Below are 26,407 nucleotides of genomic sequence, written 5' to 3'. Positions count from 1 at the left end.
ATCCGATCACGCCCGGGGATGCGCATGCCGGTACACATCCAGCAGATGCGCCGCATCCACCTGCGTATAGATTTGCGTCGACGACAGGCTGGCATGCCCCAACAGTTCCTGCAACGATCGCAGGTCCGCTCCGCGCCCCAGCAGGTGCGTCGCGAAGCTGTGGCGCAGCGCATGCGGCGTCGTGCGGTCGGCCAGCCCCAGCCGTCCCCGCGCGCCCTGCACCGCCCGCCGGATGATCGCAGCCGATAGCGGGCCGCCCCGCGCGCCCCGGAACAGCGGCTCCTGCCGCGCCACCGGATAGGGGCAGGCCGCGACATAGGCCTCGATCGCCGCGCGCACCTGCGGCAGCAGCGGCACCATCCGCGTCTTGCCGCGCTTGCCCGTCACCCGCAGCGTGTCGGCCAGGGGCAGGACATCGCCCATCAGCCCCATCGCCTCGCCGATCCGCAGCCCCGCGCCGTAGAGCAGCAGCAGCACCGCCCAATCGCGCGCGCCGATCCATCCCTCCCGCGCCGTTTCGGCGATATCGCTCGCCAGCGCCACCGCTTCCTCGGGCGACACCGGCCGGGGCAGCCCGCGCTTGACCTTCGGCCCCTTCAGCAGCGGCACCTGCGCATCCGCGCCGCCGATGAACTTCAGGAAACCGCGCACCGCCGACAATTCCCGCGCCGCCGACACATTGCCGATCCCGTCCATGCGCCGCGCCGCCAGGAAGGCGCGCAGGTCCGCCTGACCGATGCCCGCGATGCTCGCCGCCGTTACCGTTTCCCCGCGATGTTCCTCCAGGAAAGCGATCAGCCGCTCCGCCGTCGCCACATAGGCGCGCACCGTGTGCGTGGACCGCCGCCGGTCCAGCGCCAGATGACTTCGCCATGCTTCCACAAGATTGCGCAACGTCCATTCTCCACGTCCGTTCGTGTCGAGCGGAGGCAAAGACAGTAAGCCAGCGCCGCCCCAAACGGAATCCCCGATGCTTCCGGGCCTTGAAAATCCCGGTCAGATGGGCACATGGAGCGCATGGCAACTGCTCCCGATCCTGCCGGAATGCCCACCGGCACGCTACTCCAGATGTCTCCGCGCATCGGCCGCGTCCTCGCGCCCAATCCGTCGCCCTTCACCTATACGGGAACGCAGACCTATCTGGTGGGCACCAGCGATCTCGCCGTCATCGATCCCGGCCCGGACGATGCGGACCATCTCGACGCGCTGCTCGCCGCAATCGGGGGCCGCCCTGTCCGCGCGATCCTGTGCACCCATACCCATCGTGATCACAGCCCGGCGGCCCGGCCGCTTTCGGCGCAGACCGGCGCGCGTGTCACTGGCTGCGCGCCCCTGGTTCTGGACGATGACGGCCCGCGCGCCGACGCCGCCTTCGACCCTACCTACCGTCCCGACCGTGTCCTCGCCGATGGCGAGCAGGTGAGGGGCGAAGGCTGGACGCTGGAAGCGCTGGCGACGCCCGGCCATACGTCCAATCATCTCTGTTTCGCTCTGGCGGAGGAGAATGCCCTGTTCACCGGCGACCATGTGATGGGCTGGTCCACCAGCGTCATCTCGCCGCCCGATGGTGACATGGCTGACTATATGCGCTCGATGCAGCGCCTGCTCGACCGCGACGACGCGATCTACTATCCCGCCCATGGCGATCCGGTCGAAAATCCGCGCCGTCTGGTGCGCGGCATGATGGGCCATCGCAAGCAGCGCGAAGGGCAGATAATGCGCTTTCTGGAGCGCAACGGGGCCAGCACGATCCCGGACATGGTGGCGGAGATGTACAAGGGCATCGACCCGCGGCTTCATTCCGCCGCCGGGCGATCCGTGCTGGCGCATTTGATCGATCTGGACGGGCGCGGGCTTGCCGCGTCCGCTGGGGATGGGCTGTGGCGGACAGCCTGAAACGCTATGCCGGTCCGGCCGCTGCCGCGCTGCTGATCCTGCTGCTGGGCGGGGCGATGCTGGTGGGGTGGCAGCGTTATAATCGCGACTATGTGGTCAGCGTCGAGGATGATGGATCAGCGGTGACAAGGATCATTGCGGAAAAGATTTCCGGCGCAGCGAGCCTGCGCGTGTCGCAACTGAACGGCACGATCCAGAGCACAGCGCGCGACGTGCGCGGTTTTGGCTGGCTGAAATCCGACCAGGTGGTGAAGATGCCCTATTCGGTCGATTATTTTGTCGACCTGTCGGGGCTGTCCGCAAGCGATCTGGAATGGGACGAAGGCAACCGCACGCTGATCGTCAACGCGCCTGATGTGAAGCCGGGCAAACCCAATCTGGATGAAGCGCGCCGCACGCTGGTGCGCACCAGCGGCCTGTTTGTGACGCGGGAGGCGGGCGAGGCGCTGAGCCGTCAGGCGTCGGCTCATGCAGAGGTGCGCGCCCAGGCTTCGGCGCGGTCGCCTGAGCGCATGGCGCAAGCGCGCGAATATGGCCGCGCGGCGATAGCCAGGCTGATGGATGCGCCGCTTAGCGCCATGGGTTATGATGGGGCGCGCGTGCTCGTCACCTTCCCGCCCGAACGCAAGAACGGCAATCGCGAGCAGTGGGACGTCACCACGCCGATCAACGAGGTACTGGCCAATAAGCGGCAGGAGCGTTAGGGCGCGCCGCAAGCCCTGAATGGGACCGAGGAGTTAGGGACATGAACGCCATCACCGGAATCCCGCAGGGGACTGATCTGCGCGCAGAGATCGACCGGCTGCGCAAGGAACGCAACGCCGTCATTCTTGGCCATTATTATCAGAAGCCCGAAATCCAGGACCTGTCCGATTTCGTGGGCGACAGCCTGGAACTCTCGCGCAAGGCGGCGGAAACGGATGCGGATGTCATCGCCTTCTGCGGCGTCCGCTTCATGGCGGAAACGGCGAAAATCCTCAGCCCCGAAAAGATCGTGGTGCTGCCTGACATGGACGCCGGATGCAGCCTGGAGGACAGTTGCCCGCCCGCCCAGTTCAAGGCGTTCCGCGAAGCCCATCCCGACCATATCGCGCTCAGCTACATCAACTGTTCGGCCGAGGTGAAGGCGCTCAGCGACATCATCGTCACCAGCTCGTCCGCCGAAACGATTCTGAGCCAGATCCCGCGCGAACAGAAGATCATCTTCGGCCCCGACAAGCATCTGGGCGGCTATCTCAAGCGCAAGTTCAACCGCGACATGCTGCTGTGGCCGGGCGTCTGCATCGTGCATGAAGCGTTCAGCGAGACCGAATTGCTCAAGCTCAAGGCGCAGCATCCCGATGCGCCGATCGCCGCGCATCCCGAATGCCCGCCCTATATCGTCGACCATGCGGACTATGTGGGATCGACCAGCGGCATCCTGCAATATGCCAAGACGATGCCCGGCGACACGCTGATCGTCGCGACCGAACCGCACATCATCCACCAGATGCGCAAGGCGGTGCCGGAAAAGAATTTCATCGGCGCGCCGGGCGCGGATGGCAACTGCAACTGCAATGTCTGCCCCTATATGGCGCTCAACACGATGGAGAAGCTCTATCTGGCGCTCCGCGACCTCCAGCCCCGGATCGAGATGGACGAGGATCTGCGCCTCGCCGCCAGGAAAAGCCTCGACCGCATGCTGGAACTCGCCAGCGGCACCGTCGGCAAGGGCGACGTGGGCAACCGTTGAGCCGCATGCTCCTGCGAAGGCAGGAGCCCAGTTCAGCCATTCCAGCCGGGCTCCCGCCTTGCGGGAACGGCAAGTTTCAGGAAGCGCCATGACCTTCTCCCTCCCCGGCTTCGACCTCGACGCCTTCGTCGCCTCTACCCTTGCCGAGGATCTGGGGCCTGATGGCCGCGACGTCACCAGCGAGGCGGTGATCCCCGCCGACGCGGTCTTCGACGGCGTGATGGACAGCCGCGACGCGGTGACTCTGGCGGGCCTGCCGATTGCCGCCGCCTTCTTCCGCGCGCTCGACCCGCAGGTGGAGATCGAGCTGCTGCGTCAGGATGGCGACCGCGTGCCCGCTGGCACCGACATCATGCGCATCCGTGGCAAGGCCCGCGCCATGCTGACTGCGGAGCGTTCGGCCCTCAACACCGTCCAGCACCTGACCGGCATCGCCACCATGACCCGCGCCTATGCCGACGCAATCCTGGGCACGGGCGCGACCTTGCTCGACACGCGCAAGACGATCCCCGGCCTTCGCGTGCTGGAAAAATATGCCACGCGTCAGGGCGGCGCGACCAATCACCGCATGGGCTTGTGGGATGCGGCGATGATCAAGGACAATCATGTCGCGGTCGCGGGCTCCGTCGGGGAAGCCGTTCGCCGCGCCGCCGCCGCCGGGATCGAACGCATCATCGTGGAGGTCGATCGGGTCGACCAGATCGAACCGGCGCTGGCGGCCGGGGCCACGCACCTGCTGCTCGACAATATGGACGCGCCCACCCTGCGCGGCGCGGTCACGCTGGTCGGCGGACGCGTGCCGACCGAAGCGTCAGGCGGCGTCACGCTCCAGACCATCCGTGCCAAGGCGGAAACCGGCGTCACCTATATCAGCGTCGGCCGCCTCACCCAGTCGGCCCCTGCCGCCGACATCGGCCTGGACTTTGCCTAAGAGCCTGCTGGCCCTGCTGCTGCTCGCAATGCCGGTCCCCGCGCTGGCGCAGGCGGCCTATTGCTCCATCCCGCAGCAGGTGCCGCGCCCCCGGCCCGAACCACCGCCAGCGGGCGAGCCGCGCCGCCTGATCCCGGCCGCGGGCTATACCCTCGCGCTCAGCTGGTCGCCGCAATATTGCGCCACGGCGCGCGGGGCTGACAGCGCCTTCCAATGCAGCGGCCGTAACGGCAGGTTCGGCTTCGTCCTGCATGGTCTCTGGCCGGAGGGTAAGGGGAGGGAGTGGCCGCAATATTGCCGACCTGCCGATCTCCTGCCCCGCCAGATCATCCGCCAGAATCTGTGCACCACGCCTTCCGCCCAGCTGCTCCAGCATGAATGGGCCAAGCACGGCACCTGCATGACGACGCGGCCAGAACTATATTTCAACCTCGCCCGCGCCTTCCACGACGCGATACGCTATCCGAACATGACGCTGCTCGCCCGGCGCAAGAGTTTGACCGTGGGCCAGTTCGCCGCTGAATTCGCCCGCGCGAACAAGGGGTTGAAAGCTGACATGATCCGCGTCAGGACCACGCGCGGCGATTGGCTCAGCGAAGTGTGGCTCTGCATGGACCGGGCGATGGAATATGCCCGCTGCCCCGTCCATCAGCGCGGCGCGCCCGCAGGCGCAAGGCTGCGCATTCAGCCCGGCCCCAACATCCTGCCAGTCAGAAGCCGCGCCGCGCCCGCGCCGCGCCCGTCCCTGAAGCTGGACCTTGATCCGAACGCCAGGGTTCCGGCGGACTGACAACGGACCTCAACCCTCGATCGTCACGGTGGAGGGATGATGCTTGTCCAGATGCCTGCGGATGATCCGCAAATTCTTCGTGTTGGACTTGAACAGAAAGTCGAACACATCGCCAGCGAAGGGAATGGCGCCCACCACAGTGTCGAAGCCGACATTAGCCGCCATGCGCGCCAATTGCCATTTGGGCATGCCCAGATTGCGCGCTTCCCACACGATCCATGCGCCCATCGCGGCGGTCGCCACATCGCCCACAACGGGGATCAGGCCCACCAGACTGTCCAGCCCCACGCGCCGGTTGGTGCCGGGGATGACGAACAGGCCCTCCAGCATCGCTTCCATAGCCTCGATCCGCCGCCGCACGGATGCGGCGTCGCGGCCAAAGCCGGGAAGGTCGCGCACCATCCGGTCGAACTGATCTTGCGACAAAGCCATGCCCGTTCCTCCTGAACCCTAATTGGGGCTGGGGAACAGGTGGTTCAATGGGTGCCGCGCGCGGGGGGAAGGGGTGAAGCCCGTCAGGCGGCGCGCCACCAGCGACCAGCGTACTGGCGCGCCGAGCGCGATATAGCCGTTATGCGCCTGCATCAGCGCTTCGGCCTGCGCCACCCGCGCCATCCGCTCCGCCGCGCTCGTCGCCAGGCTGGCCGCTTGCAACTGCGCGTCGGCCTGCGCGGAGCAATGCACCTTGCGCGCGCAGCCAATGCGGCCAAGATACCAGAGCGCGCTGTCATAAGCGGCGACTTCGTCCACCAGCCGCAGGTCGGCCTCGTCCTTCAACTCCACCCGCTCCGCCGCCAGCCCGATCAGCCCCAGATCATGGCGCAGCAGCGCGAACAGGGTGGTCGCGCCCGGTCCCTTGGGCAGGGCTATTTTCAGCACGGGCGGATCGCCATTTTCGCCGCGCCAGCGGGCGACGGCAGCCCCCGCCCGTGCCCGCCGCTCCTCCAGCGGCAGCCCCGCCCAGGCAGGCCGCGCAGGTGGAGCGGGCAGGTCGATCTGGGCTGGCACGATCTGCTCCGTCACCGCCCATCCGCCCAGCGGGAACAGCTTGGGCAACTGGCTGCGGTCGATCGCCATGTTGATCGCCAGCCGCACATCGTCATCGTCCAACAGCTTGCCCTTGCCCGTCACGGCCAGCCCCATCAGCCCCTGCACCGGATCTACCCGCACGGCGTCGCGGTCGATGCCCGCTGGCACCAGCAGCGGCAGGTCGGTGAAGCGGCCGCCCAGCACCATGTCCGCCGCGCCCTGGCGAAAGCGGATGACGGCCATCGCCGCCCGCTCCGCCCGCAGGATGCGCGTGCGCCACGGCGCAGGCGCGCCTTCTTCATCCTCGTCGCCGGATTCGGGCTCGATCGGGGTCAGCAGCAGCGCCTTGCCCCAGCGTTTTGAACGATAGGGGCCGGTGCCCCCGTCGCGCGACAGTATCGCCATTTGCGGCTGCGCCAGCATTTGCAGCAGGAAGGGGCGGGGTGCTCCCAGCCTGATCTCGATCACCTCGCCGGTCATCGGCACTACCGCTTCCACCACGTCCAGCGGCCCTTCGGGGTCCAGCCGCCGCAGCGCATCGATCCGCGCCGTCAACAGCCGTGCGACGTCGCTGGCGGTCACCTTGTCGCCATTGGCCCATAGCGCGCGGCGCAGGCGGAAGATGTAGCTGCGGCCGTCATCCTCCACGATCCAGCGCTGCGCCAGCGCGGGCAAGATGTCACCGCTGGCGTCGAACGCCACCAGTCCTTGCGCCGTGGCCTCCAGCATCAGCTTCGCCGCGGGCGCGGGCAAATGGTTCAGCGGCTTGGCCAGTTCCGCTGGCGTGCCGATTACGCTGACGGCCACCGGCCCGCTCGCCTTTTCCGAACAGGAACCCAGCATCGCCGCTCCGGCCGCCGCGGCGCCAGCGGCCAGGCAGGTCAGGATCGGACGGGGCAGGGATGCAGGCAGGGTCATGACGCGCCGTAGGAGTAACCCGCCCGCGCGCCGCCGCCAACCCGGTGCGGCGCGGTAAAGCCGCCCGCCGCCATTTTCATCATCACGCCCAAAGCTGTCCCATCGCGGAACAGGATTTTGTTAACCATAAGTCTGCATTGGCCAGGCCAGTTCAGGGGCCTATGCCGTCCCTCATGCGTATCCTCTCCACGACCCTGCTCGTCTTCGCCGCCGCTGGCGCCACCGCTCTTGCGCAAGGCAGGCCTACGCCCTTCACTATCGAGGAAAGCGGCAGGGGCTATGCCTCGCTTGGGGAAGCGGTCGCGGCGATCGGCGGGGGCAGGGGAACCGTGCTGATCGCGCCCGGCACCTACGCCCAGTGCGCCGTGCAGGAAGCGGGCGAAGTCACCTTCCGCGCGCGGACGCCCGGGACCGTGATCCTCGACGGCGTACCATGCGAGGGCAAGGCGGCGCTCGTCCTGCGCGGCCGGGCCAGCGTCGTCGACGGCATCGTCTTCCAGAATCTGCGCGTGCCCGATGGCAATGGCGCTGGCATCCGGCTGGAAAACGGCAATCTCACCGTCACCAACAGCCTGTTCCGCAACAGTGAGCAAGGCATATTGAGCGGCGACGGCCCGCAGGCCAGCGTCACCATCGACCGTTCGACCTTCCGCCATCTTGGCCGGTGCGACCGCGACCTGGACTGCGCCCACGGCGTCTATATCGGCCGCTATGGCAGCCTGAAGGTGACGCGATCGCGCTTCGACCAGGGCGATGGCGGCCATTATCTGAAAACCCGCACGCCCCGCGTCACCATCACCGACAACAGCTTCGACGACAGCGGCGGCCACCTCACCAACTATATGATCGACCTGTCCAACGGCGCGAGCGGAGAGATCAGCCGCAATGAAATGGTGCAGGGTAAGGACAAGGATAATCACAGCGCCTTCATCACCGTCGCGCCGGAAGGGCGGGAGAATGACAGCACAGGCCTGTCGATCCTGAACAACAGCGCCTCCTTCGTGCCGGGGCTGGAACGCAACAGCAGCTTCGTCGCGAACTTCACCGATGATGCGGTGCGGATCGGCCCCAATAAGCTGGCCAGCGGCATCAAGGTTTCGGATCGGCGCTAAAAGGACGTCCGGCCGCCCAGCCGGACCGGCCTGTTCGGACGGATTACCTGCCCTGCTTAAATGTTGATCCGTCTTTTTCAGATCACGCCGTAAACCGGCGCCGCATCTCCCCGTTCGGGCTGAGCCTGCTGAAGCCCGCCCTCAGCGCCTGCTGAAAGCAGGCAGTCGAAGGCCCCCCTCTGAAATAGAGCATCCGGCGCAATGCCTGGCTGTGAATGTACAATCTGGGCAATCCAAGGCAGTGCCAATGCAAAGCGCCATGCTATAACCCTGCTTATGCGCACCACTTACGGATCAGCGACCGTCCGCCTCTATCATCTCAGCGACGCTCAGGAAGGCGGCGCTGCCACCACATTATTCTACGGCTCTCTCGACGAGGCGATGCGCATCGCCGCTCAACAGCCGGAGGATGTGCAGGACGGCCTGTTCCTCGCCACCGACAATGACGTGATCGCCTATCTCGACCTGATCGGCGACTGATCCACGCACAAAAAAAAGGGGCGCCGGTGAGGACGCCCCTTCCTTTTTCAAAGCGCCAGGCTTCCGATCAGAAGCGGTAGCCCAGGATCAGGGCAGCCTGGTGGCGCTCCGGCTTGGTGCCGGCCACGCGCTCATAGCTCGAATAGCGATATTCGGCGCGGGCGATGAAGCCCTGGATGGTGGTTTCCACGCCTGCGCCCAGACGGTAGCCGTCCAGCTTGACGCTGTCGTCATCCACGCGGCTTTCCAGACGCGCGTTGGTGTAGCCGCCCTTGGCGTACAGCAGCACGTTGGGGACGACTTCGCCGCCGACGCGCACGCCTGCGTACAGGTCGCGGTCCGTGCGGGCGAGGCCTTCCTTCACGTCGGAGTCGGAATATTCGCCTTCGAGGCCGAACACGGCGCCGTTGACGTTGATGTCATAACCGATCACGCCGCCATAGAGCAGGCCGCTGTCATGGTTGTCGGCGTTGAAGTCGAAATGGTCGAGACCAACGACGCCACCGATATAGGGGCCCGAAAAGGGGACGGCGTCCTGCGCCATGGCAGGGGCGGTGACGCTGGCGAGCAGCAGCGCGGAAGCGATGAGCTTTTTCATGGTGGGTTCTCCTCCTGAGTTCGTTTTCCCACGAACGGGCGCGGTTTAGAGACGTTCCCCGCATCCAGTAAAGACGAAGAAACAATGTCTTGCCGCATTTGCACAAAAGGCTGTGATAATCTTGCACCAGTCTTGAAATGTGGGTGTCACGTTCCAAGGCTACCCTTTTCCCGCCGGAATCAGCGATGTTCCCCTGCCTTTGGAAGGGGCTCACGGCGCAAAAAATGCATCGATCTTATCCGTCCGAAAAACCGAAGGGCGCATGGCCGCGGCGGAAATCTTCCGGCAGCAGGTCGCGCCCGATGGGCGGCGCGGATCGGGCAAGGCACCGGCTGCGGTGGCACAGGCGGCATGTCACGCCCACCGGCGTGGGCTCGGACGGCGGCAGGCCCTGCGCATAGATCAGGCGGTGCGCATGTTCGGCAGCGCACAGCAGCGCCACCGCCCGTTCGACGCGCGGCATGCCCCATCCGCCGCCGCCTGCGCTCACCGTGCGCGCGATCGAAAAGAAGCGCTGGCCGTCGGGCAGTTCCAGCCATTGCGTCACCACCTCGCGCGGGCGGCCGAACAGTTGGTGCACCGACCAGAGGGGGCATGAACCGCCATGCCGCGCGAAGGGAAAACCCGCGCCGTCCAGCAGCTTGCTGATATTGCCCGCCGGATCGACCCTCAGGAAGAAGAAGGGCACGCGCTCCTGCCCCGGTTTTTGCAGGCTGGTCAGGCGGTGCGCCACCTGCTCGAAACTCGCGCCGAACTGCCGCGCCAGCGCTTCCACATCATAGCGCCGCGCCTCCACCGCCTTGGCGAAGGCGGCATAGGGCATAAGGATGGCCGCCGCGCCATAGCTCGCCAGCGCGCGCCGCGTGAGCCGCCGCCCGCCATCGCTGACGAACTGCCCCTCTTTCAACAGTGCATCGATCTCGCCCCGCATCTCCAGATAGGCGACCTGCTGCGCCAGTTGAAAGTTGCTGCTTGCCTCGTCCAGCGTGTCGTCGATCAGCACCGCGTCGCGATGCCGGTCCAGGCGGCGCATCGATCCCGCCATCACGTCCGAAGGCAGCCGCCTGACCCGCAGCCCATGCCTTGTCTTGAGCCATTGGGCCGTGCCCCCGGCCTGGGCGATCTCCGCCGCCAGCCTCTCGCCCGCATCGTCCAGCAGCGGGAAGCTGTTTCGCCGCGCCGCGATGAAGCGCCGCGCTTCGGCCACCGGATCGGGCGCGGCCGCATCGCCGCTCGCCACGCCGCCGCGATCCGCCAGCGTCAGCTGCTCCTCGCGATAGGCGGTGTGCAGCCGCAGCAGCGCTTCGGCAAAGCCGGGATAGTTGACCGCTACATCCTGCATCGCCAGCGCGGGCAGGTCGATATCGGCGAACATCGGCTCCTTCAGCGCCGCTTGCAGCCGCGCCGTCTGCTCGGCACCACCATCCCCTGCCAGTTCGCTCATGTCCATGCGATAGGTGCGCGCCAGCCGCAGCAGCATGTCGGCGGTCAGAGGCCGCTGGTTTCGCTCCAGCAACGCGACATAGGAAGCGGATATTTCCAGGTCGGCCGCCATGTCCGCCTGGGTCAGCCCCAGTTCGCGCCGCAGCCTCCGCAGGCGCGGTCCCATGTAAACGGGTCTGTCCTTGGCCATGTCCCACCGTTCCTGTGCAAAGCTGTACAACTTTACACAAGATGTTTGTAAAGTTCCACAACTGAACCTCGCGCACCCTGACGGCGCGGGAAAGGAGGCGTTACGCCCATTCCATCCAATCAGGGAATGAGGGACCATGACCTACATACAGGAAATCGCGAAGGCGGACGGCATCATCGGCGGACAGGCGCATTGGCAGGGCGTCGCCGCCGAGCCGGTCGCGCGCATGCGCCTGCAAAACCGCTTCCGCACCGGGCTCGACATCGCGCGCTATACCGCCGCTATCATGCGCCGCGACATGGCGGCCTATGATGCCGATCCCGCCAACTACACCCAGTCGCTGGGCTGCTGGCACGGCTTCATCGGCCAGCAGAAGATGATCAGCATCAAGAAGCATTTCGGCACGACGAAGGGCAGATATCTCTATTTGTCGGGCTGGATGGTCGCGGCGCTGCGCAGCGAATTTGGGCCGCTGCCCGACCAGTCGATGCATGAAAAGACCAGCGTGCCCGCGCTGATCGAGGAGCTTTACACCTTCCTGCGTCAGGCCGACGCCCGCGAACTGGGCATGATGTTCCGCGATCTCGACAAGGCGCGGGAGGACGGCAACGACGTCGAGGTCCAGCGCCTTGCCAATGCGATCGACCAGTATGAAACGCACATCGTGCCCATCATCGCTGACATAGACGCAGGCTTCGGCAATGCGGAGGCGACCTATCTGCTCGCGAAGAAGTTCATCGAGGCGGGCGCCTGCTGCATCCAGATCGAAAATCAGGTCTCGGACGAAAAGCAGTGCGGCCATCAGGACGGCAAGGTCACCGTCCCGCACGAGGATTTCCTGGCGAAGATCCGCGCGGTCCGCTACGCCTTCCTTGAGCTTGGGGTCGATGACGGCATCATCGTCGCGCGCACCGATTCGCTGGGCGCTGGGCTCACCAAGCAGATCGCCTACAGCCGCGAGGAAGGTGATCTGGGCGACCAGTATAACAGCTTCCTCGATGTCGAGGAGGTGACCGACCTTTCCAGCCTGCGCGGCGATGTCGTGCTGGCGCGCGGCGGCAAGCTGTTCCGCCCCAAACGCCTGCCGTCCAACCTCTACCAGTTCCGCAGCGGCACTGGCGAGGACCGGGTTGTCCTGGACTGCATCGCCTCGCTGCAAAATGGGGCCGACCTGCTGTGGATCGAAACGGAAAAACCGCATATCGACCAGATCGCCGGCATGGTGGACCGCATCCGCGCGGTCATCCCCGACGCCAAGCTGGTCTATAATAATTCGCCCAGCTTCAACTGGACGCTGAATTTCCGTCAGCAGGTTTTCGACCGCTGGCAGGCGGAGGGCCGGGACGTCAGCGCCTATGATCGCGCGAAGCTGATGAGCGCGGATTATGACGCGACCGACCTGGGGCGGGAAGCCGATGAGAAGATCCGTACCTTCCAACGGGACGCGTCAGCGCGCGCTGGCATCTTCCATCACCTCATCACCCTGCCGACCTACCACACGGCGGCGCTCAGCACGGACAATCTCGCCCGCGAATATTTCGGCGAGGCGGGGATGCTGGGCTATGTCGAAGGCGTCCAGCGCAAGGAAATCCGCCAGGGCGTCGCCTGCGTGAAGCATCAGAATATGGCGGGCAGCGACCTTGGCGATGACCATAAGGAATATTTCGCTGGCGAAGCGGCGCTCAAGGCCGGCGGCGCGCACAACACCATGAACCAGTTCGCGGCATGAAGCACGAAAGAAGGAGGACGAAATGACTGAACCTGCACGGACGCGCGCGGTCTTCTCGACCGAGGATTTCTCGCTGCTCAAGGCGGCGGTGGCCGATTATATGCAGAAGGTGAAGGATACGCCGGAATCGGTGAAGTTCGCCAATCTCTATCATCGGCTCGGCCGCCTGCGCTGATTGCCCCCTTGCCGGTGACAGAAGCCCGCTGCCGCTATTCGGGGCGGCGGGCTTCTGGCTGCTATGACGCGCAGGGGCAGCCGTCACAGCAATATTGCCTCTTCCGCCCGGCCCGCTCTGGGTCTAGGGGGATGTTGTTATGGTCAAGCCCCGCACGCTGTATGAAAAGATCTGGGACGCGCATGTCGTTGAACGCCGCCCGGATGGAACCTGCCTCATCTATATCGATCGCCACCTCGTTCACGAGGTGACGAGTCCCCAGGCGTTCGAAGGCCTTCGCCTTGCCGGGCGCAAGGTGCGCCGCCCCGACCTGACGCTGGCGGTGCCGGATCATAATTTGCCCACGACGCCGCGCCGCGATGCGCAGGGCAATCGTATCCCGATCGCCGATCCCGAAAGCGCGCAGCAGCTTGCGGCGCTGGAAAGGAACGCGCCTGAATTCGGCGTGCGCCTCATCGGCGACGCGGACCTGGAACAGGGCATCGTCCATGTCGTCGGTCCCGAACAGGGCTTTACCCTGCCCGGCACCACGCTGGTCTGCGGCGACAGCCACACCAGTTCGCATGGCGCGCTGGGCGCGCTGGCCTTCGGCATCGGCACGTCGGAGGTGGAGCATGTGCTCGCCACCCAGACGCTGCTGCTGAAACAGTCGAAGACGATGGAAGTCGTGGTCGAAGGCGAACTGGGCTTCGGCGTCACGCCCAAGGATGTGGCGCTCGCCATCTGCGGCCGCATCGGCACGGCGGGGGGCACCGGCTATGTCATGGAATATCGCGGCTCCGTTTTCCGCGATATGTCGATCGAGGGGCGGCTGACCGTCGCGAATATGTCGATCGAGGCGGGCGCGCGCTCTGGCCTGTTCGCGCCGGATGAAAAGACCTTCTCCTATCTCAAGGGCCGTCCGCTCGCTCCCAAGGGCGCTGCATGGGATGCTGCCGTCGCCTATTGGAAGACGCTGCACACCGATGAGGGCGCCGTCTTCGACAAGAGCATCGTCATCGACGCGGCCGATATCGTGCCCAACGTCACCTGGGGCACCAGCCCCGAAGATGTGGTGCCGGTCACCGGCGTCGTGCCTGACCCGGAAAGCTTCGCCGACGCGTCCAAGCGGGCCGCCGCGCAGAAGTCGCTCGACTATATGGGCCTCACCGCCGGGCAGCGGATGGAGGATGTGACGGTCGAGCATATCTTCATCGGCAGTTGCACCAACAGCCGGATCGAGGATCTGCGCGCCGCCGCCGCCCTGCTCAAGGGCAAGCATATCGCCAGCGGCATCAAGCAGGCGCTGGTCGTTCCCGGATCGGGACTGGTCAAGCAGCAGGCGGAGGCCGAAGGGCTGGACCGCGTCTTTACCGAGGCCGGGTTCGAATGGCGCGAGCCGGGCTGCTCCGCATGCCTTGGCATGAACCCGGACAAGGTGCCCGCGGGCGAACGCTGCGCCTCGACCAGCAATCGCAACTTCATGGGGCGGCAGGGGCCCGGATCGCGGACGCATCTCGTCTCGCCCGCGATGGCCGCCGCCGCCGCCATCACCGGCCATCTGACCGACGTGCGGGAACTGCTGGAAGAAAAGAGGGGAGAGGTGGTCGCATGAAGAAGGTATTCTGGCTGCTGGCGCTGGGCGCGCTGGCCAGCGCCGCCATGGCCGCAAGCCTGGGACGGGCGGAAGACCGGGCGGACCAGCAGGCGGGGCAGGCGCACTGATGGACAAGCTGACTGTCGTTGAAGGCCGCGCCTATCCGTTCGGGATGAAGAATGTCGACACCGACATCGTCATCCCCGCGCATTGGCTCAAGACCATCTCGCGCTCCGGCCTTGGCAAGGGCGCGTTCGAGGTGCTGCGCAAGGAACCGGGCAATGTGTTCGACGACCCGGAATATGCAGGCAGCCCGATCCTGATCGCGGGCGATAATTTCGGTTGCGGGTCCAGCCGCGAACATGCCGCCTGGGCGCTGGCTGACATGGGCATCAAGGTCGTGATCGCGCCCAGCTTTTCGGACATTTTCTCCGGCAACGCCTTCAAGAACGGCATCCTGACCGTGGTCCTGCCGCAGGAAGCGATCGACCGGCTGATGGAGGTGGCGCAGACCGACCCCATCCATGTCGATCTGGAGCAGCAGACGGTGACGACGCAGTTTCAGGATCGTTTTCAGTTCGAAATCGATCCCTTCCGCAAGCATTGCCTGCTGGGCGGGCTGGACGAAATCGGCCTCACCTTGGGTCAGGCGGACACGATCGGCGCCTATGAAGCCAGGGCGGCCGGGGAACGGCCCTGGCTCGTTCCCGCCGTTGCCTAAGCGTCGCGAGCTTCCTATTTCGCTCTTTAGTTTATCCTCATTCTTGCAGGGCACAGCATGACGACTTTCGATGACCGTGAAAAAGCCTTTGAAAACATGTTCGCCCATGATCAGGAGATGCAGTTCCGCATCCAGGCGCGGCGCAACCGGCTGCTGGGCGAATGGGCCGCCGCCAAAATGGGGCTGACGCCGGAAGAAACCGACGCCTATGCCAAGGCGGTGGTGCAGGCCGATTTCGAGGAAGCGGGCGACGAGGACGTGATCCGCAAGCTGCTGGGCGACATGACCCAGGCCGGGCTCGACATCGTCGAAGCGGACGTGCGCGCCGCGCTTGAGGAAAAGCAGGTCGCCGCCCGCCGCCAGTTCATCGAAGCGCAGTAAAGCAGCAGGAGCCTTCCGCCATGCCGATGGCCGCTGACGAAATCGCCGACATGATCCGGGCCGCCATCCCGGATGCGGAGGTCGAAATCACCGACCTTGCCGGTGACGGCGATCATTATGCGGCGCGCGTCGTGGCGGAAAGCTTCCGGGGCATGAGCCGCGTTGCCCAGCAGCGCGCCGTCTATGCGGCGCTGGGCGGGCGGATGGGGGGCGTGCTCCACGCCTTGCAACTGACTACGGCCGTTCCCAACTAACGCCCTATATTTTCATGAGCGTCCGGCTGGACCGGCGCGTGACAAGAATGGATCGACCCATGACCGACGCCGTCCACCAGCGGATCGCCGACATCGTGAACAGCAATGATGTGGTGCTGTTCATGAAGGGAACGCCCCTGTTCCCGCAATGCGGCTTTTCCAGCCGCGCCATCGCCATCCTCGATCATCTGGGCGTCGCCTATGAAACCGTCGACGTTCTCCAGGACCAACTGATCCGTCAGGGGATCAAGAGCTTTTCCGACTGGCCGACCATCCCCCAGCTTTATGTGAAGGGTGAATTTGTCGGCGGCAGCGACATCATGATGGAAATGTATGAGGCTGGCGAGCTTCAGCAGCTTCTGTCCGAAGGCGGCGTCGCCTCCGCCAACTGATTCTCTCGCCCGCGATCGTCAGACTGTGACGATTTCGGGCAGGATCGCATCCAGCAACAGCATCCCGGCAGGCGTCACGCGCAGCCGGGGGCCTTCCCGGCGGAGCAGGCCCAGCGCCGCCAGCCGGGCGATCGCGCCTTCATCCACCAACTGTTCGACCTGCCGTTCCGCCAGCCGCGCGATCCGGTCGAGATCGACCCCTTCGGCGAGGCGCAGGCCCATCAGCAGCGCCTCGCGCCCCTTGCTGGTGGCGTCCAGCACCTCTTCGCTCTGCAACCCATGGCCGTTGCGGCTCACCGCGCTGATCCAGTTTTCCGGTTTCCTGTGCCGCAGCGTCGCCATGCCCGCCCGCCTGCCATGCGCACCGGGGCCGATGCCCGCATAATCGCCATAGCGCCAATAAGTGAGGTTATGGCGGCTCTCCTCGCCCGGCCGCGCATGATTGCTGATCTCATAGGCGGGAAGGCCCGCAGCCTGCGTCATCGCCTGCGTCATCTCATAGAGCGTCGCACCATGGTCGGGATCGGCGGGCGTCAGCTTGCCCTGCGCCGCCAGCGTTGCAAATCGCGTCCCCGGCTCAATCGTGAGCTGGTAGAGCGACAGGTGCCCGGTGCCCAGAGACAGGCCGCGCGCCAGTTCCGCTTCCCAATCCGTCTCGCTCTGTCCCGGCCGCGCATAGATGAGGTCGAAATTGACGCGATCGAACACGGATTGCGCTACGTCCAGCGCCGCCAACCCCTCCCTCACGTCATGCGCGCGGCCCAGGAAATGCAGCGCCTCGTCCTCCAGCGATTGCAGCCCCAGCGACACGCGGTTCACGCCTGCGGCGGCAAGGTCTGCGAAACGCGCCGCCTCCACCGAACTGGGGTTCGCCTCCAGCGTGATCTCTATTCCGGGCGCCAGCGTCCAGCGGCGCGCCGCCGCATCGATCAGCGCGCTCACGATCGCGGGCGGCATTAGCGAAGGCGTCCCTCCGCCAAAGAAGATGGACCCCAGAGCCCGCCCTTCGTTCAGCGCTGCCTCATGGGCGAGGTCGCCCAGCAGCGCATCGCGCCAGGCAGCGTTATCGATCTCCGCCCGGACATGGCTGTTAAAGTCGCAATAGGGACATTTCGAAACGCAAAATGGCCAATGCACATAAAGCGCCATCGGTTCGGAGGAGGGCGCAGAACGGGATGGGGGCGAGGACATGGGCGAGGGCGCTCTTAGACCGCTTTGTGCCGCGCGGCCAGCGATAGCGGCGAGGCGCTTGCGGATCACCATCTGGCGGAAGGGTCAGGCTCCGGTTACCTCGGTCCAATTATCTGATTCGCTTGTTTCCATGGAAGGCGGCGCATCGGCTTTAAGGAGGCAGGATGGGCGAGGTCATCAATCTGCGGCAGGCTCGCAAGGCAAAAGCCCGCGCCGAAAAGGAACGCACGGCGCAGGCGAACCGCGCCAAGTTCGGCCGCACCAAAAGCGAGCGCGAGCTTGAGCAGCGCGAGGCAAAGCGCCAATCCAATCAGCTTGAACAGAGCAAGCGTGATCCCCAGGACTCTGGCGATGATGGCAAGGAATAGATCGCGCCTTTTCTATGGGTTCACGATGAATATCTGTTCACATCGACTTAATGAAGAACGGTTCACCGGCCTAAAGGATCATCTGGTCCAAAATCTGAAGGTTCTCATGTGCTAAATTGATCGGGATGAGAGTTCTTCTTGCACTATGAGAGGATATATTCAGAAAATTCGCCCCGCTGGCTCCGCGATTGCCGCTGTTCTGGCCCTTGGTTCCACTTATGCCTTTGCGCAGGAAGCGCCTGCTCCAGTTGCGCCTCCGCCAGCGGCGGTGATCGTGCCGCCCCCGGTCGCGCCCGTGCCCGCCCCGGCGGAGGCCCAGCCGATGGTGCAGCCGACCGCTCCGGTCGAGGAGCGAATCGCCGCGGCCCGCGCCGCTGCCGAACAGGAAGCGGCCGAGAGCGCTCCAGCCCCAGCCGCTACGCGTGAAAGCCGGGTCAGCCGCGCCACGCCGGTTCAAACGCCCGCCGCTGCTCCCGTGGCCGAGCAGCGCGCGACACCGCCTGCGCCTGCGCCCGCCACCACTGTACCTGTCCGCAGCGTAAGCGCAGCCGAACCGGCTCCTGCTGTAGTGCCCCCCGCTGCCACCGATCGCGTGGCGGAAGAAAGCGCCGTCACGACCGATTGGACGCTTCCCGCCGCGCTTGGCGCGGGCGCGCTCTTGTTGCTGGGTTTGGGCGCGGCCGCCTTCATGCGCCGCCGCCGTGCAGCAGTGAGCGAGCCCGAAGCGGACCTGCCGCTCCATGCGCCGGAGCCTGTCGTGGCACCCGCGGCACCCGCCGTCCGGTCTCCGCTCGCCCAGCCGATGCCATCGGCCACCGCTCATGGCGATCTCGCCGCCATGGTGGCCGCTCCGCCAAGCGCGGAAAATCCCTTCCGCACCCGTCACAATCGCATGCGCCGGGCGCGGTTCCTTCTTGCCCAGCAGGAAAACAGGGCAAATATGCACAGGCCAGCGCAAATCGCTCCGGTCCCGCCGCAGACCATCCATACCGAACCGCAGATGCAGACCGTCTATCGCATGGGTGGCGATCGCAGCCGCCGGATGAGCTTCAGGCCGCAGACGCGCTAAGCTGTTCGATCACCCAGGAAAGGGGCGATGGCGATTGCCGTCGCCCCTCCGCATGCGCATTCGCCTTCGATTCGGTTGCACTCAGGGCCGACCCCTGATACCGGCGCGCCGGTAATTTCGCGCCAGTTTGAAGGAAGGCCGCTCCACCATGTCCGATAAGATCAACCGCATTGTCCTGGCCTTCTCGGGAGGGCTCGACACCAGCGTGATCCTGAAATGGTTGCAGCAGACCTATGGTTGCGAAGTGGTGACCTTCACCGCCGACCTGGGACAGGGCGAGGAACTGGAGCCCGCGCGGCAAAAGGCCAAGCTGATGGGCGTGCGCGACGAACATATCTTCATCGACGATCTGCGCGAAGAGTTCGTCAGGGACTATGTTTTCCCGATGATGCGCGGCAATGCCCTTTATGAGGGTCTGTATCTGCTGGGCACCTCGATCGCGCGCCCGCTGATCGCCAAGCGGCAGATCGAGATTGCGCGGCAGGTCGGCGCTGACGCCGTCAGCCATGGCGCGACGGGCAAGGGCAATGACCAGGTCCGCTTTGAACTGGGCTATTACGCGCTCCAGCCCGATATCAAGGTGATCGCGCCGTGGCGGGAATGGGACCTTACCAGCCGCACCAGGCTGATCGAATTCGCCGAGCAGCACCAGATCCCGATCCCGCGGGACAAGCGCGGCGAAAGCCCGTTTTCGACCGACGCGAACATGCTGCACACCTCGTCCGAGGGCAAGGTGCTGGAAGATCCGTGGGAAGAAGTGCCCGACTATGTCTATTCGCGCACCGTCAACCCGGAGGATGCGCCCGATGCGCCGGAATATATCACCATCGATTTCGAGCGCGGCGACGGCGTGGCGATCAATGGCGAGGGCATGAGCCCGGCGACGCTGCTCGAAACGCTGAACGAATATGGCCGCAAGCATGGCATCGGCCGTCTCGATCTGGTCGAGAACCGCTTCGTCGGCATGAAGTCGCGCGGCATGTATGAAACGCCGGGCGGCACCATCTATCATCTGGCCCACCGTGGCATCGAGCAGTTGACGCTGGACCGTGGCGCGGCGCATCTGAAGGACGAACTCGCGCCCCGCTACGCCGAACTCATCTATAACGGCTTCTGGTTCTCGCCCGAACGCGAGATGCTCCAGGCGGCGATCGACCACAGCCAGGAAAAAGTGACCGGCACCGTCCGGCTGAAACTCTACAAGGGCGGCGTGCAGGTCGTCGGGCGCAAATCGCCTTATTCGCTCTACAGCGAAAAGGTGGTGACGTTCGAGGATGACGCGGGCGCCTATGATCAGCGCGACGCGGCAGGCTTCATCAAGCTCAACGCGCTGCGCCTGCGGCTGCTGGGACGGCGGGACGGCTGACGGGAGAATGGCAGGGGAGGGGTGATGCGCGCCCCCCTTCATTCCATCATCATGCGCGTTACAAATTACGACAATTTCCGCCGTGACATGACAAGTTTGCGGGACAAGTCTTGCTCATAAGGGGTTTCAGCAACGGCGATGGCCGTTCGTCACACCCTTTATGAGGAAGAGAAGAAAATGATCCGCAAATTTCTTGGCACGGTCGCGGTTGGATCGCTGTTCGTCGGCGGTCTTGCGGCTTCGCACATGGCCCTGGCGCAGCCGGACCCCGGTGGCTCTGCGGGCCGCCATGGCGGCATGATGGCAATGGCCGACACGAACAAGGACGGCAAGATCAGCAAGGCTGAACTGACCGCCGCTCTCGACGCGCGCTTCGTGAAGATGGACGCCAATCGCGACGGCAAGCTGACGAAGGAAGACCGGGAAATCGGCCGTCAGGCGCGGCTTGACCAGCGCTTTGCGGCGCTGGACACCGACCGCAATGGCCAGATCAGCAAGGCCGAGTTCACCGCCGGGCATCAGGCGCGGTTCGACCGGCGCGATGGTGATAGCCGGAACGGCGAGGGCAAGCGCTTCGGGCGCGGCGGCCATCATGGCCGTGGCGGCGGCATGATGTTCGGCGGCCCCGGCCGCGGCGAGGCGATGAAGGACAGCGCGCTGACGCGGGCTGAATTCCTGGCCGGGCCGCTCGCCATGTTCGACAAGGCCGACAGCAACAAGGACGGCTTCGTCGCCGCTGACGAGATGAAGGCCGCCCGCGCCGCGATGCGCAGTGAATGGCAGGCCCGCCGCGGTGCGGACGCCGCGCCGAAGAACTGACGGCCGGGGAAGGGTGGAGGCGGCGTCCTTCACCCTTCCAACCCGCAGATAGTCGTGACAGATATCCCCCATGAGTGAAAAACCCCACCTGCTGCTCGTCGATGATGAGCGCTCGATCCGCGAACCGCTGGCGCAATATCTCTCGCGCAACGGCTTTCGCGTGACCGCCGTCGAAAGCGCCGCGGAGGCGCGGGTGCGGCTCAACGCCAATGCGATCGACCTCGTGATCCTCGACATCATGATGCCAGGGGAGGACGGGCTGTCGCTCTGCCGCCATATCCGTGAGACGAGCGAGATTCCCGTCATCCTGCTGACCGCCAAGTCGGAGGAGACCGACCGCATCGTCGGGCTGGAGATGGGGGCGGACGATTATGTGCTGAAACCCTTTTCGCCGCGCGAACTGGTGGCGCGCATAAAGGTCATCTTCCGCCGCGTGGCGACCGGCGGCCAGCGGGTGACGGCCCCGGACGGATCGACCTACGCCTTTGCGGGCTGGCTTTTGAAGACGCAGGAGCGGGTGCTGGTGGATCAGGAAGGCGTGGCGCTGCCGCTGTCCACGGCGGAATATAATCTCATGCTCGCCTTTGCCACGCGGCCCAATCAGGTGCTGAGCCGGGACCAGTTGCTCGACATCACCCAGGGGCGTGAGGCCAATGCCTTCGACCGGGCGATCGACAATCAGATCAGCCGCCTGCGCAAGAAGATCGAGCCCGATCCCAAGAATCCGACGCTGATCAAGACCGTATGGGGCGGGGGCTATACGCTGTCCGCTGACGTGAGGAAGCTGTGAAGCGCCTCCGCCTCTGGCCGCAAAGCCTTGTCGGCCAGATCATCATTCTGGTCGCGATCGCGCTGTTCGTGGCGCAGGCGATCAACTTCGGCCTGCTGCTGCGGGAGCGTAACCGGTTGACGCTGACGGCGCAGACCGCGCCGGGCGTCTATCGCATCGTCGATGCGCTGGACAGCCGGGGCGAGCCGCCTGAGCGCGACCGCCCGCCGCGGGCGCGCTTCCTTGACAGGGCGCCGGTCCTGACGGGCGAGCATCGGCCGGATGTGGAGAGGCGCGCCATGGTGATGTTTGCCGATGTCGGGTTGCCTGTGCGATCGGTACAGGTGGTCGAGCAGGACCACGCGATGCCGCTGCGCCGCTGGGAACGGGTGCGGATGCGCGCGATGGGCGATCTGCGTGACGGCCCGCGAGTCGCGCGGCTGACCATGGCGGCGGAATATGCGCCCGGCAAATGGGTGGTCACTCAGTCGCGCATGGGCGACCGGCCGCCGCGCTTTGGCGGATGGCTGATATGGCAGACGCTGATCCTCTATGCCATCGTGTTGCTGCCGCTGTTGTGGGTCGGGCGGCGGCTCGCGAGACCGCTGGGCCAGTTGACGCGGTCGGCGCAACAGTTCGCGCGTACCGGATCGGCTGACCCGGTGGAGGAGCGCGGGCCCGGCGACGTGCGGCAACTGACCACCGCTTTCAACGCGATGCGCAGCCGCATCTTCGCCATGCTGGACGAGAAGGACCGGATGCTCGGCGCGATCGGCCATGACCTGCGCACGCCGCTCGCGTCGCTGCGGGTGCGCGCCGAATCGGTGGAGGATGAAGGCGAACGGGCCCGCATGTCGCAAACCATCGACGAGATGAACCGGATGCTGGAGGATATCCTCTCGCTGGCGCGCGCCGGGCGGAGCACCGAGGCGGCGCAGAAGGTCGATCTTGCCGCGCTGGCCGATGCGGTGGTTGAGGATTTTGTCGAACTTGGATCGCCCGCCACCATGGCCGACAGCGATCGCGCCGTGGCGTCGGTGCGACCCCAGCAGATTCGCCGGGCGCTGCGCAACCTCATCGAAAATGCGATCGTCTATGGCGACCGCGCGCATGTGTCGGTGGTGCGGGAAGATGGCGCGATCCGGCTGGCCGTTGCCGACGATGGGCCGGGGATCGCGGAAGACCGGATGGAGGAGATGATGGAGCCCTTCACCCGCATGGAAGGCTCGCGCAACCGTGAGACCGGCGGCGCGGGCCTTGGCCTCGCGCTGGTGCGCGCGATCATGGCGGAGCATGGCGGCGCGCTGAAACTCGCGAACCGGCCCGGCGGCGGACTGGAAGCAAGCCTGGTGCTGCCCGCATCATAAAAAATCCTCCCCATCAACGATGGGGAGGGGGACCAGCCGCAGGCTGGCGGAGGGGAAAAGGGCGAAGCCTCTGCCTCTCCCCCTCCCGTCAGCGCTTGCCCTGCGACCTCCGAAAAATCATCAATGCTTGCCCGGCTTGCTCGACGTTCCCGCCGCTGCCGGGTTGATCAGTTCCACGCCGGAGGGAAGGCCCGTGCCGCCCATGTCGATCTTGGTGGCTTCGGTCCGCGCCACCGTCTTCGGATCGTCGCGTTCGCGGATCGCCGCCTTGGTCTCCTCGTCCAGCGCCTCATCGTCCGCGCCGGAACCGCCGCCATGGGTCCAGCCCAGGATGATCGACATGCGCCGGTTGCGCGGATCGTAGACATTGCCCTTGGCGAAGGGTTCGCGGTCGGCGACGCCTTCTATGCGGGCGAAGCGGTCGTTGCCGATGCCGCTCGCCGCCAGCGTCTTGCGCGTGGCCTCGGCGCGGGCGGAGGAAAGCATCCAGTTGTTCATGCTCTGACCCGCGCTATAGGGCAGGCCATCGGTATGGCCGCGCACGATCAGCGGATTGGGCATGCCGCGCACGACACCGGCCACTTCGCTCACGAGGTCGCGGGCTTGGGGCAGCAGGCGATCGGTCCCCATGGCGAACATGGCGAAATTGGCTTCGTCGATCAGGTCGATGCGCAGCCCCTCGCGCGTTTCGGTGAAGCGGACGTTGCGGCGCAGCTTGTCGAGGCCCTTCTTGCGGGCCATGCGCGCCTCCAGTTCCTTCTTCACCGCTTCGAACTTGGCGCGGTCTGCGGCGCGCGTGGCCTTGCCGCCCTGATCCTTGGTCCCGGTCGCGTCACGCGGGATGGTGATGGCGAGATTGCCCTGGCCGCCGGTGGTCGGATAATTTTCCTTGCTGACCATGGAGTCGCCGCCGAACAGGCCGCTTGAACCGGCCGAAGCCATCTTCAATTCCACCAGCGTCGGCGTGAAATAGTCGGCCAGGCCCTTTCGCTGCTTTTCCGTGGTCGCGCCCAGCAGCCACATCAGCAGGAAGAAGGCCATCATCGCCGTCACGAAGTCGGCATAGGCGACCTTCCACGCGCCGCCATGATGGCCGCCATGGCCATCGACGATGATCTTCTTGACGATGATAGGCCGTGGTTCAGGCTCGTTCCCGCCGCGTTTCTTTTCCGCCATGGCTTATTTGCCCCGCATGCCGTCGAACACTTCGGCAAAGGCCGGCTGATTCGCGTGGGTGAGGCTGGAGCGCGCCGCTTCGATCACCAGCGGCTGCGGATGGCCGTGCAGCGAGGCGATGATGATCTGCTTCACGACATGATACATGGACCCGTCCGCCTCGATCACCGCGCGGCAGCGGTTGGCGAAGGGATTGACCATGCCATAGGCGAGCAGCACGCCCAGGAAGGTGCCGACCAGCGCCGAACCGATCATGCCGCCCAGCACCGCGGGCGGCTGGTCGATCGAGCCCATGGTCTTCACCACGCCCAGAACCGCCGCGACGATGCCGAGCGCGGGAAGCGCATCCGCCAGCCCTTGCAGATTGTCGGCGGGCTTCAGCGCTTCATGATGGTGCGTCTTGAGCGCATTATCCATGACTTCCTCAACCGCATGGGGATCGAGCGTGCCGGAGGAGACGACCACCAGACGCAGCGTATCGCTGATCAGGTGGATCAGCGTCTTGTCAGCCATCAGGCGCGGATATTCGGAAAAGATGGTGGAACTGGCGGGGTCCTCGATATGCGGTTCCAGCGCCACCGGACCTTCCACCCGCAGCGTCTTCATCAGGCGCGAGACGAGGAAGATGCAGTCGAGAAAATCCTGCTTCTTGTATTTCGGCCCCTTGAACACCTTGGCCAGCCCGCCACCCAGCGCCTTCAGGTCCGCGCCCGAATTGCCGATGATGAGCGCGCCGACGGCCGCGCCGCCGATGATGATCATTTCGTGCGGCAGGGCGTGAAGGACAGGGCCGATGTCGCCGCCGGTGAAGATGAAGCCGCCGAACACCATGGCGAGCAGCACGACCAGGCCGATGATTGCGAACATGAGTACCCCTGAAAAAATTTCGCCCGTGGGCTTGCATCCGGCAGCGCCGCAGCGCTTTCGTCAGATGGTTAATACGGATTGGTTATCGGGAGGTTTAGGACGGCGGAATTTTGTTCCGGTCCGCTTGCGCTGTAAGGATGACGCGCGCAGCCCAGTTCTCCGTATCGGGCCAGGCTCCTGCCTTCGCAGGAGCGCGGCCCGGTTCATGCTTTACGAAGTTTAGCGGATCAGGTCGAACAGCGTCTGCTGGTTGATGCGGGCGAAGGCCGACTGCGCGGCTTCGAGCTGGAGCAGCTTGCTTTTCACCGAAGAGATGACTTCGGCGAGGTCCGTTGATTCCAGACCCTGCCGCCGTTCCGTCAGGTCCAGGTCGACGCTGGTCAGGCGCTCGCCCACCACGTCAAGCCGGTCGCCCCGCACGCCCTGCTTGGCCTGCTCGATGGTGATGTGGCCCTGCCCCGCCTTGATGCTTTCGAGCGCGGATGCAAGGTCCGCATCGGTCCCGCTTTGCAGCGCGGCCACGCTCTGGCCCAGAATATCGTCCAGCGACATCGGTGTCCCGCCGACATCGATCCCCTCGGACACTTCCTGCCGGGTGCCGGTCACGGCAAGGTTGAGGCCACGGCTGACGGGGACGAGCACGCTCTGCGTATCGTCGAATATGGGCACGCCCTGATAGTCCGTCTGGTTCAGCATGGAAGCGACGCTCGTGCGGATCGTCTTTATTTCCTCGACGATCGCGGCGCGGTTCGTATCGTTGAGCGATCCGTTGCGGGCCTTTGTCACCAGTTCCTGCGCCCTGACGAGCAGATTGTTGATCTCTTCCAGATTGGCTTCCGCATTGGCGGCGCGGCTCGTGCCATAGCTGACATTGGCCTGCCAGGCGGACTGCTGCGCCTGCGCCTTGCCGATTTCCGACACCTGCACCCAGGCGAGCGCATTGTCCGATGGTTTCGTCAGGGTGACGCCGGTCGAAATAGCGGTCTGCCCTTCGACAATGGCCTGGGAAAGTTGCTGCTGCCGGCGGATTTCGGCGATCAGCGTCTTGTTGGTGATGCCTACCATGGG

General features: G+C 65.3%; 30 protein-coding genes. 20 read left to right on the top strand and 10 right to left on the bottom strand.

What is annotated here, in order from left to right; genetic code table 11:
• Positions 1-6 precede the first annotated feature (6 nt).
• Positions 7-894 (bottom strand): tyrosine recombinase XerC, encoded by an 888-nt coding sequence (locus tag ET21_RS0113455; RefSeq protein WP_030540108.1) that lies wholly within the window; start codon positions 892-894, stop codon positions 7-9.
• A gap of 123 nt (positions 895-1,017) precedes the next feature.
• Here ET21_RS0113455 and ET21_RS0113450 point away from each other — a divergent pair, with 123 nt between their 5' ends.
• From ET21_RS0113450 to ET21_RS0113430, 5 genes are all read left to right on the top strand, one after another.
• Complete coding sequence (locus ET21_RS0113450) at positions 1,018-1,896, top strand: MBL fold metallo-hydrolase (protein WP_030540107.1); 879 nt, start codon at positions 1,018-1,020, stop codon at positions 1,894-1,896.
• The gene (locus ET21_RS0113445; RefSeq protein ID WP_030540106.1) at positions 1,881-2,600 is read left to right on the top strand and encodes a DUF4230 domain-containing protein; all 720 of its coding nucleotides are present in this window, start codon (positions 1,881-1,883) and stop codon (positions 2,598-2,600) included. The genes ET21_RS0113450 and ET21_RS0113445 overlap by 16 nt, the downstream gene beginning before the upstream one ends.
• Positions 2,601-2,641: 41 nt before the next feature.
• Complete coding sequence (gene nadA / locus ET21_RS0113440; RefSeq protein ID WP_021237359.1) at positions 2,642-3,628, top strand: quinolinate synthase NadA; 987 nt, start codon at positions 2,642-2,644, stop codon at positions 3,626-3,628.
• Positions 3,629-3,716: 88 nt separating this feature from the next.
• Positions 3,717-4,559, top strand: a complete 843-nt coding sequence (gene nadC, locus ET21_RS0113435; RefSeq protein ID WP_021237358.1) for a carboxylating nicotinate-nucleotide diphosphorylase — start codon at positions 3,717-3,719, stop codon at positions 4,557-4,559.
• Positions 4,552-5,349 carry a ribonuclease T2 gene (locus ET21_RS0113430; protein WP_030540105.1) on the top strand — a complete coding sequence of 266 codons (798 nt, stop codon included), beginning with the start codon at positions 4,552-4,554 and terminating at the stop codon, positions 5,347-5,349. The genes nadC and ET21_RS0113430 overlap by 8 nt, the downstream gene beginning before the upstream one ends.
• Before the next feature lie 9 nt (positions 5,350-5,358).
• Here the strand turns inward: ET21_RS0113430 and ET21_RS0113425 are convergent, their stop codons facing one another.
• From ET21_RS0113425 to ET21_RS28775, 3 genes are read right to left on the bottom strand one after another with little or no spacing between them, the layout of a single operon-like run.
• The gene (locus ET21_RS0113425; protein WP_021237356.1) at positions 5,359-5,781 is read right to left on the bottom strand and encodes a DUF4112 domain-containing protein; all 423 of its coding nucleotides are present in this window, start codon (positions 5,779-5,781) and stop codon (positions 5,359-5,361) included.
• Positions 5,782-5,799: 18 nt separating this feature from the next.
• Entirely contained in the window at positions 5,800-7,296 is a 1,497-nt protein-coding gene (locus ET21_RS0113420; RefSeq protein WP_030540104.1) for an ABC transporter substrate-binding protein, read from the bottom strand.
• The gene (locus tag ET21_RS28775) at positions 7,293-7,424 is read right to left on the bottom strand and encodes a hypothetical protein (protein ID WP_272945215.1); all 132 of its coding nucleotides are present in this window, start codon (positions 7,422-7,424) and stop codon (positions 7,293-7,295) included. Before ET21_RS28775 ends, ET21_RS0113420 begins: the two co-directional genes overlap by 4 nt.
• A gap of 45 nt (positions 7,425-7,469) precedes the next feature.
• Here ET21_RS28775 and ET21_RS0113410 point away from each other — a divergent pair, with 45 nt between their 5' ends.
• Both ET21_RS0113410 and ET21_RS0113400 read left to right on the top strand, forming a co-directional pair.
• Positions 7,470-8,408, top strand: coding sequence for a right-handed parallel beta-helix repeat-containing protein (locus ET21_RS0113410; protein WP_030540103.1), 939 nt, complete (start codon positions 7,470-7,472; stop codon positions 8,406-8,408).
• 276 nt (positions 8,409-8,684) lie between these two features.
• Positions 8,685-8,888, top strand: coding sequence for a hypothetical protein (locus ET21_RS0113400; RefSeq protein ID WP_030540102.1), 204 nt, complete (start codon positions 8,685-8,687; stop codon positions 8,886-8,888).
• 67 nt (positions 8,889-8,955) lie between these two features.
• Here ET21_RS0113400 and ET21_RS0113395 read toward each other — a convergent pair whose 3' ends face one another.
• Together ET21_RS0113395 and ET21_RS0113390 are read right to left on the bottom strand one after the other, a co-directional pair.
• Positions 8,956-9,486, bottom strand: coding sequence for a porin family protein (locus ET21_RS0113395; RefSeq protein WP_030540101.1), 531 nt, complete (start codon positions 9,484-9,486; stop codon positions 8,956-8,958).
• A gap of 235 nt (positions 9,487-9,721) precedes the next feature.
• Positions 9,722-11,119, bottom strand: a complete 1,398-nt coding sequence (locus tag ET21_RS0113390; protein WP_030540100.1) for a short-chain fatty acyl-CoA regulator family protein — start codon at positions 11,117-11,119, stop codon at positions 9,722-9,724.
• A gap of 136 nt (positions 11,120-11,255) precedes the next feature.
• On the opposite strand from ET21_RS0113390, the gene ET21_RS0113385 reads away from it, so the two are divergent.
• The 7 genes from ET21_RS0113385 (at position 11,256) to grxD (ending at position 16,347) form a co-directional block, all read left to right on the top strand.
• Positions 11,256-12,848: an isocitrate lyase gene (locus ET21_RS0113385; RefSeq protein WP_030540099.1), complete on the top strand. Its 1,593-nt coding sequence runs from the start codon at positions 11,256-11,258 to the stop codon at positions 12,846-12,848.
• 22 nt (positions 12,849-12,870) lie between these two features.
• On the top strand, positions 12,871-13,023 hold the full coding sequence (locus ET21_RS28185) for a hypothetical protein (RefSeq protein ID WP_021237349.1): 153 nt from the start codon (positions 12,871-12,873) through the stop codon (positions 13,021-13,023).
• 139 nt (positions 13,024-13,162) lie between these two features.
• Complete coding sequence (gene leuC, locus ET21_RS0113375) at positions 13,163-14,617, top strand: 3-isopropylmalate dehydratase large subunit (protein ID WP_021237348.1); 1,455 nt, start codon at positions 13,163-13,165, stop codon at positions 14,615-14,617.
• Positions 14,618-14,726: 109 nt separating this feature from the next.
• Positions 14,727-15,320, top strand: coding sequence for a 3-isopropylmalate dehydratase small subunit (gene leuD, locus ET21_RS0113365; protein WP_030540098.1), 594 nt, complete (start codon positions 14,727-14,729; stop codon positions 15,318-15,320).
• Positions 15,321-15,377: 57 nt separating this feature from the next.
• Positions 15,378-15,701 (top strand): ATPase inhibitor subunit zeta, encoded by a 324-nt coding sequence (locus tag ET21_RS0113360; RefSeq protein WP_021237345.1) that lies wholly within the window; start codon positions 15,378-15,380, stop codon positions 15,699-15,701.
• A 20-nt stretch (positions 15,702-15,721) separates the two neighbouring features.
• Positions 15,722-15,955, top strand: a complete 234-nt coding sequence (locus tag ET21_RS0113355; RefSeq protein ID WP_021237344.1) for a BolA/IbaG family iron-sulfur metabolism protein — start codon at positions 15,722-15,724, stop codon at positions 15,953-15,955.
• 59 nt (positions 15,956-16,014) lie between these two features.
• A complete protein-coding gene (gene grxD / locus ET21_RS0113350) occupies positions 16,015-16,347 on the top strand; it encodes a Grx4 family monothiol glutaredoxin (RefSeq protein ID WP_021237343.1) in 333 nt (110 codons plus the stop codon).
• An 18-nt stretch (positions 16,348-16,365) separates the two neighbouring features.
• On the opposite strand, the gene hemW is transcribed toward grxD, so the two are convergent.
• Positions 16,366-17,538, bottom strand: coding sequence for a radical SAM family heme chaperone HemW (gene hemW / locus ET21_RS0113345; RefSeq protein WP_030540097.1), 1,173 nt, complete (start codon positions 17,536-17,538; stop codon positions 16,366-16,368).
• 164 nt (positions 17,539-17,702) lie between these two features.
• Between hemW and ET21_RS0113340 the strand changes: the two genes are divergently transcribed.
• The 6 genes from ET21_RS0113340 (at position 17,703) to ET21_RS0113315 (ending at position 23,296) form a co-directional block, all read left to right on the top strand.
• On the top strand, positions 17,703-17,906 hold the full coding sequence (locus tag ET21_RS0113340; RefSeq protein WP_021237341.1) for a DUF4169 family protein: 204 nt from the start codon (positions 17,703-17,705) through the stop codon (positions 17,904-17,906).
• Positions 17,907-18,051: 145 nt separating this feature from the next.
• Entirely contained in the window at positions 18,052-18,975 is a 924-nt protein-coding gene (locus ET21_RS0113335; RefSeq protein ID WP_152522045.1) for a hypothetical protein, read from the top strand.
• A 148-nt stretch (positions 18,976-19,123) separates the two neighbouring features.
• Positions 19,124-20,341, top strand: coding sequence for an argininosuccinate synthase (locus tag ET21_RS0113330; protein WP_021237339.1), 1,218 nt, complete (start codon positions 19,124-19,126; stop codon positions 20,339-20,341).
• Positions 20,342-20,518: 177 nt separating this feature from the next.
• On the top strand, positions 20,519-21,160 hold the full coding sequence (locus ET21_RS0113325) for an EF-hand domain-containing protein (protein ID WP_030540095.1): 642 nt from the start codon (positions 20,519-20,521) through the stop codon (positions 21,158-21,160).
• 70 nt (positions 21,161-21,230) lie between these two features.
• Entirely contained in the window at positions 21,231-21,950 is a 720-nt protein-coding gene (locus tag ET21_RS0113320; RefSeq protein WP_030540094.1) for a response regulator, read from the top strand.
• Positions 21,947-23,296, top strand: a complete 1,350-nt coding sequence (locus ET21_RS0113315) for an ATP-binding protein (protein WP_021237336.1) — start codon at positions 21,947-21,949, stop codon at positions 23,294-23,296. Before ET21_RS0113320 ends, ET21_RS0113315 begins: the two co-directional genes overlap by 4 nt.
• 120 nt (positions 23,297-23,416) lie before the next feature.
• On the opposite strand, the gene ET21_RS0113310 is transcribed toward ET21_RS0113315, so the two are convergent.
• From ET21_RS0113310 to ET21_RS0113300, 3 genes are all read right to left on the bottom strand, one after another.
• Positions 23,417-24,472 carry a flagellar motor protein MotB gene (locus ET21_RS0113310; RefSeq protein ID WP_030540093.1) on the bottom strand — a complete coding sequence of 352 codons (1,056 nt, stop codon included), beginning with the start codon at positions 24,470-24,472 and terminating at the stop codon, positions 23,417-23,419.
• Positions 24,473-24,475: 3 nt separating this feature from the next.
• Positions 24,476-25,339 carry a flagellar motor stator protein MotA gene (gene motA, locus ET21_RS0113305; protein WP_021237334.1) on the bottom strand — a complete coding sequence of 288 codons (864 nt, stop codon included), beginning with the start codon at positions 25,337-25,339 and terminating at the stop codon, positions 24,476-24,478.
• A 219-nt stretch (positions 25,340-25,558) separates the two neighbouring features.
• Entirely contained in the window at positions 25,559-26,404 is an 846-nt protein-coding gene (locus ET21_RS0113300; protein WP_030540092.1) for a flagellin, read from the bottom strand.
• Positions 26,405-26,407 lie beyond the last annotated feature (3 nt).

Origin of the sequence: Sphingobium sp. DC-2 (assembly GCF_000722555.1) — a bacterium.
In the GTDB taxonomy this organism is placed as follows: Bacteria; Pseudomonadota; Alphaproteobacteria; order Sphingomonadales; family Sphingomonadaceae; genus Sphingobium; species Sphingobium quisquiliarum.
This window is presented reverse-complemented; position numbering and strand designations above follow the sequence as displayed.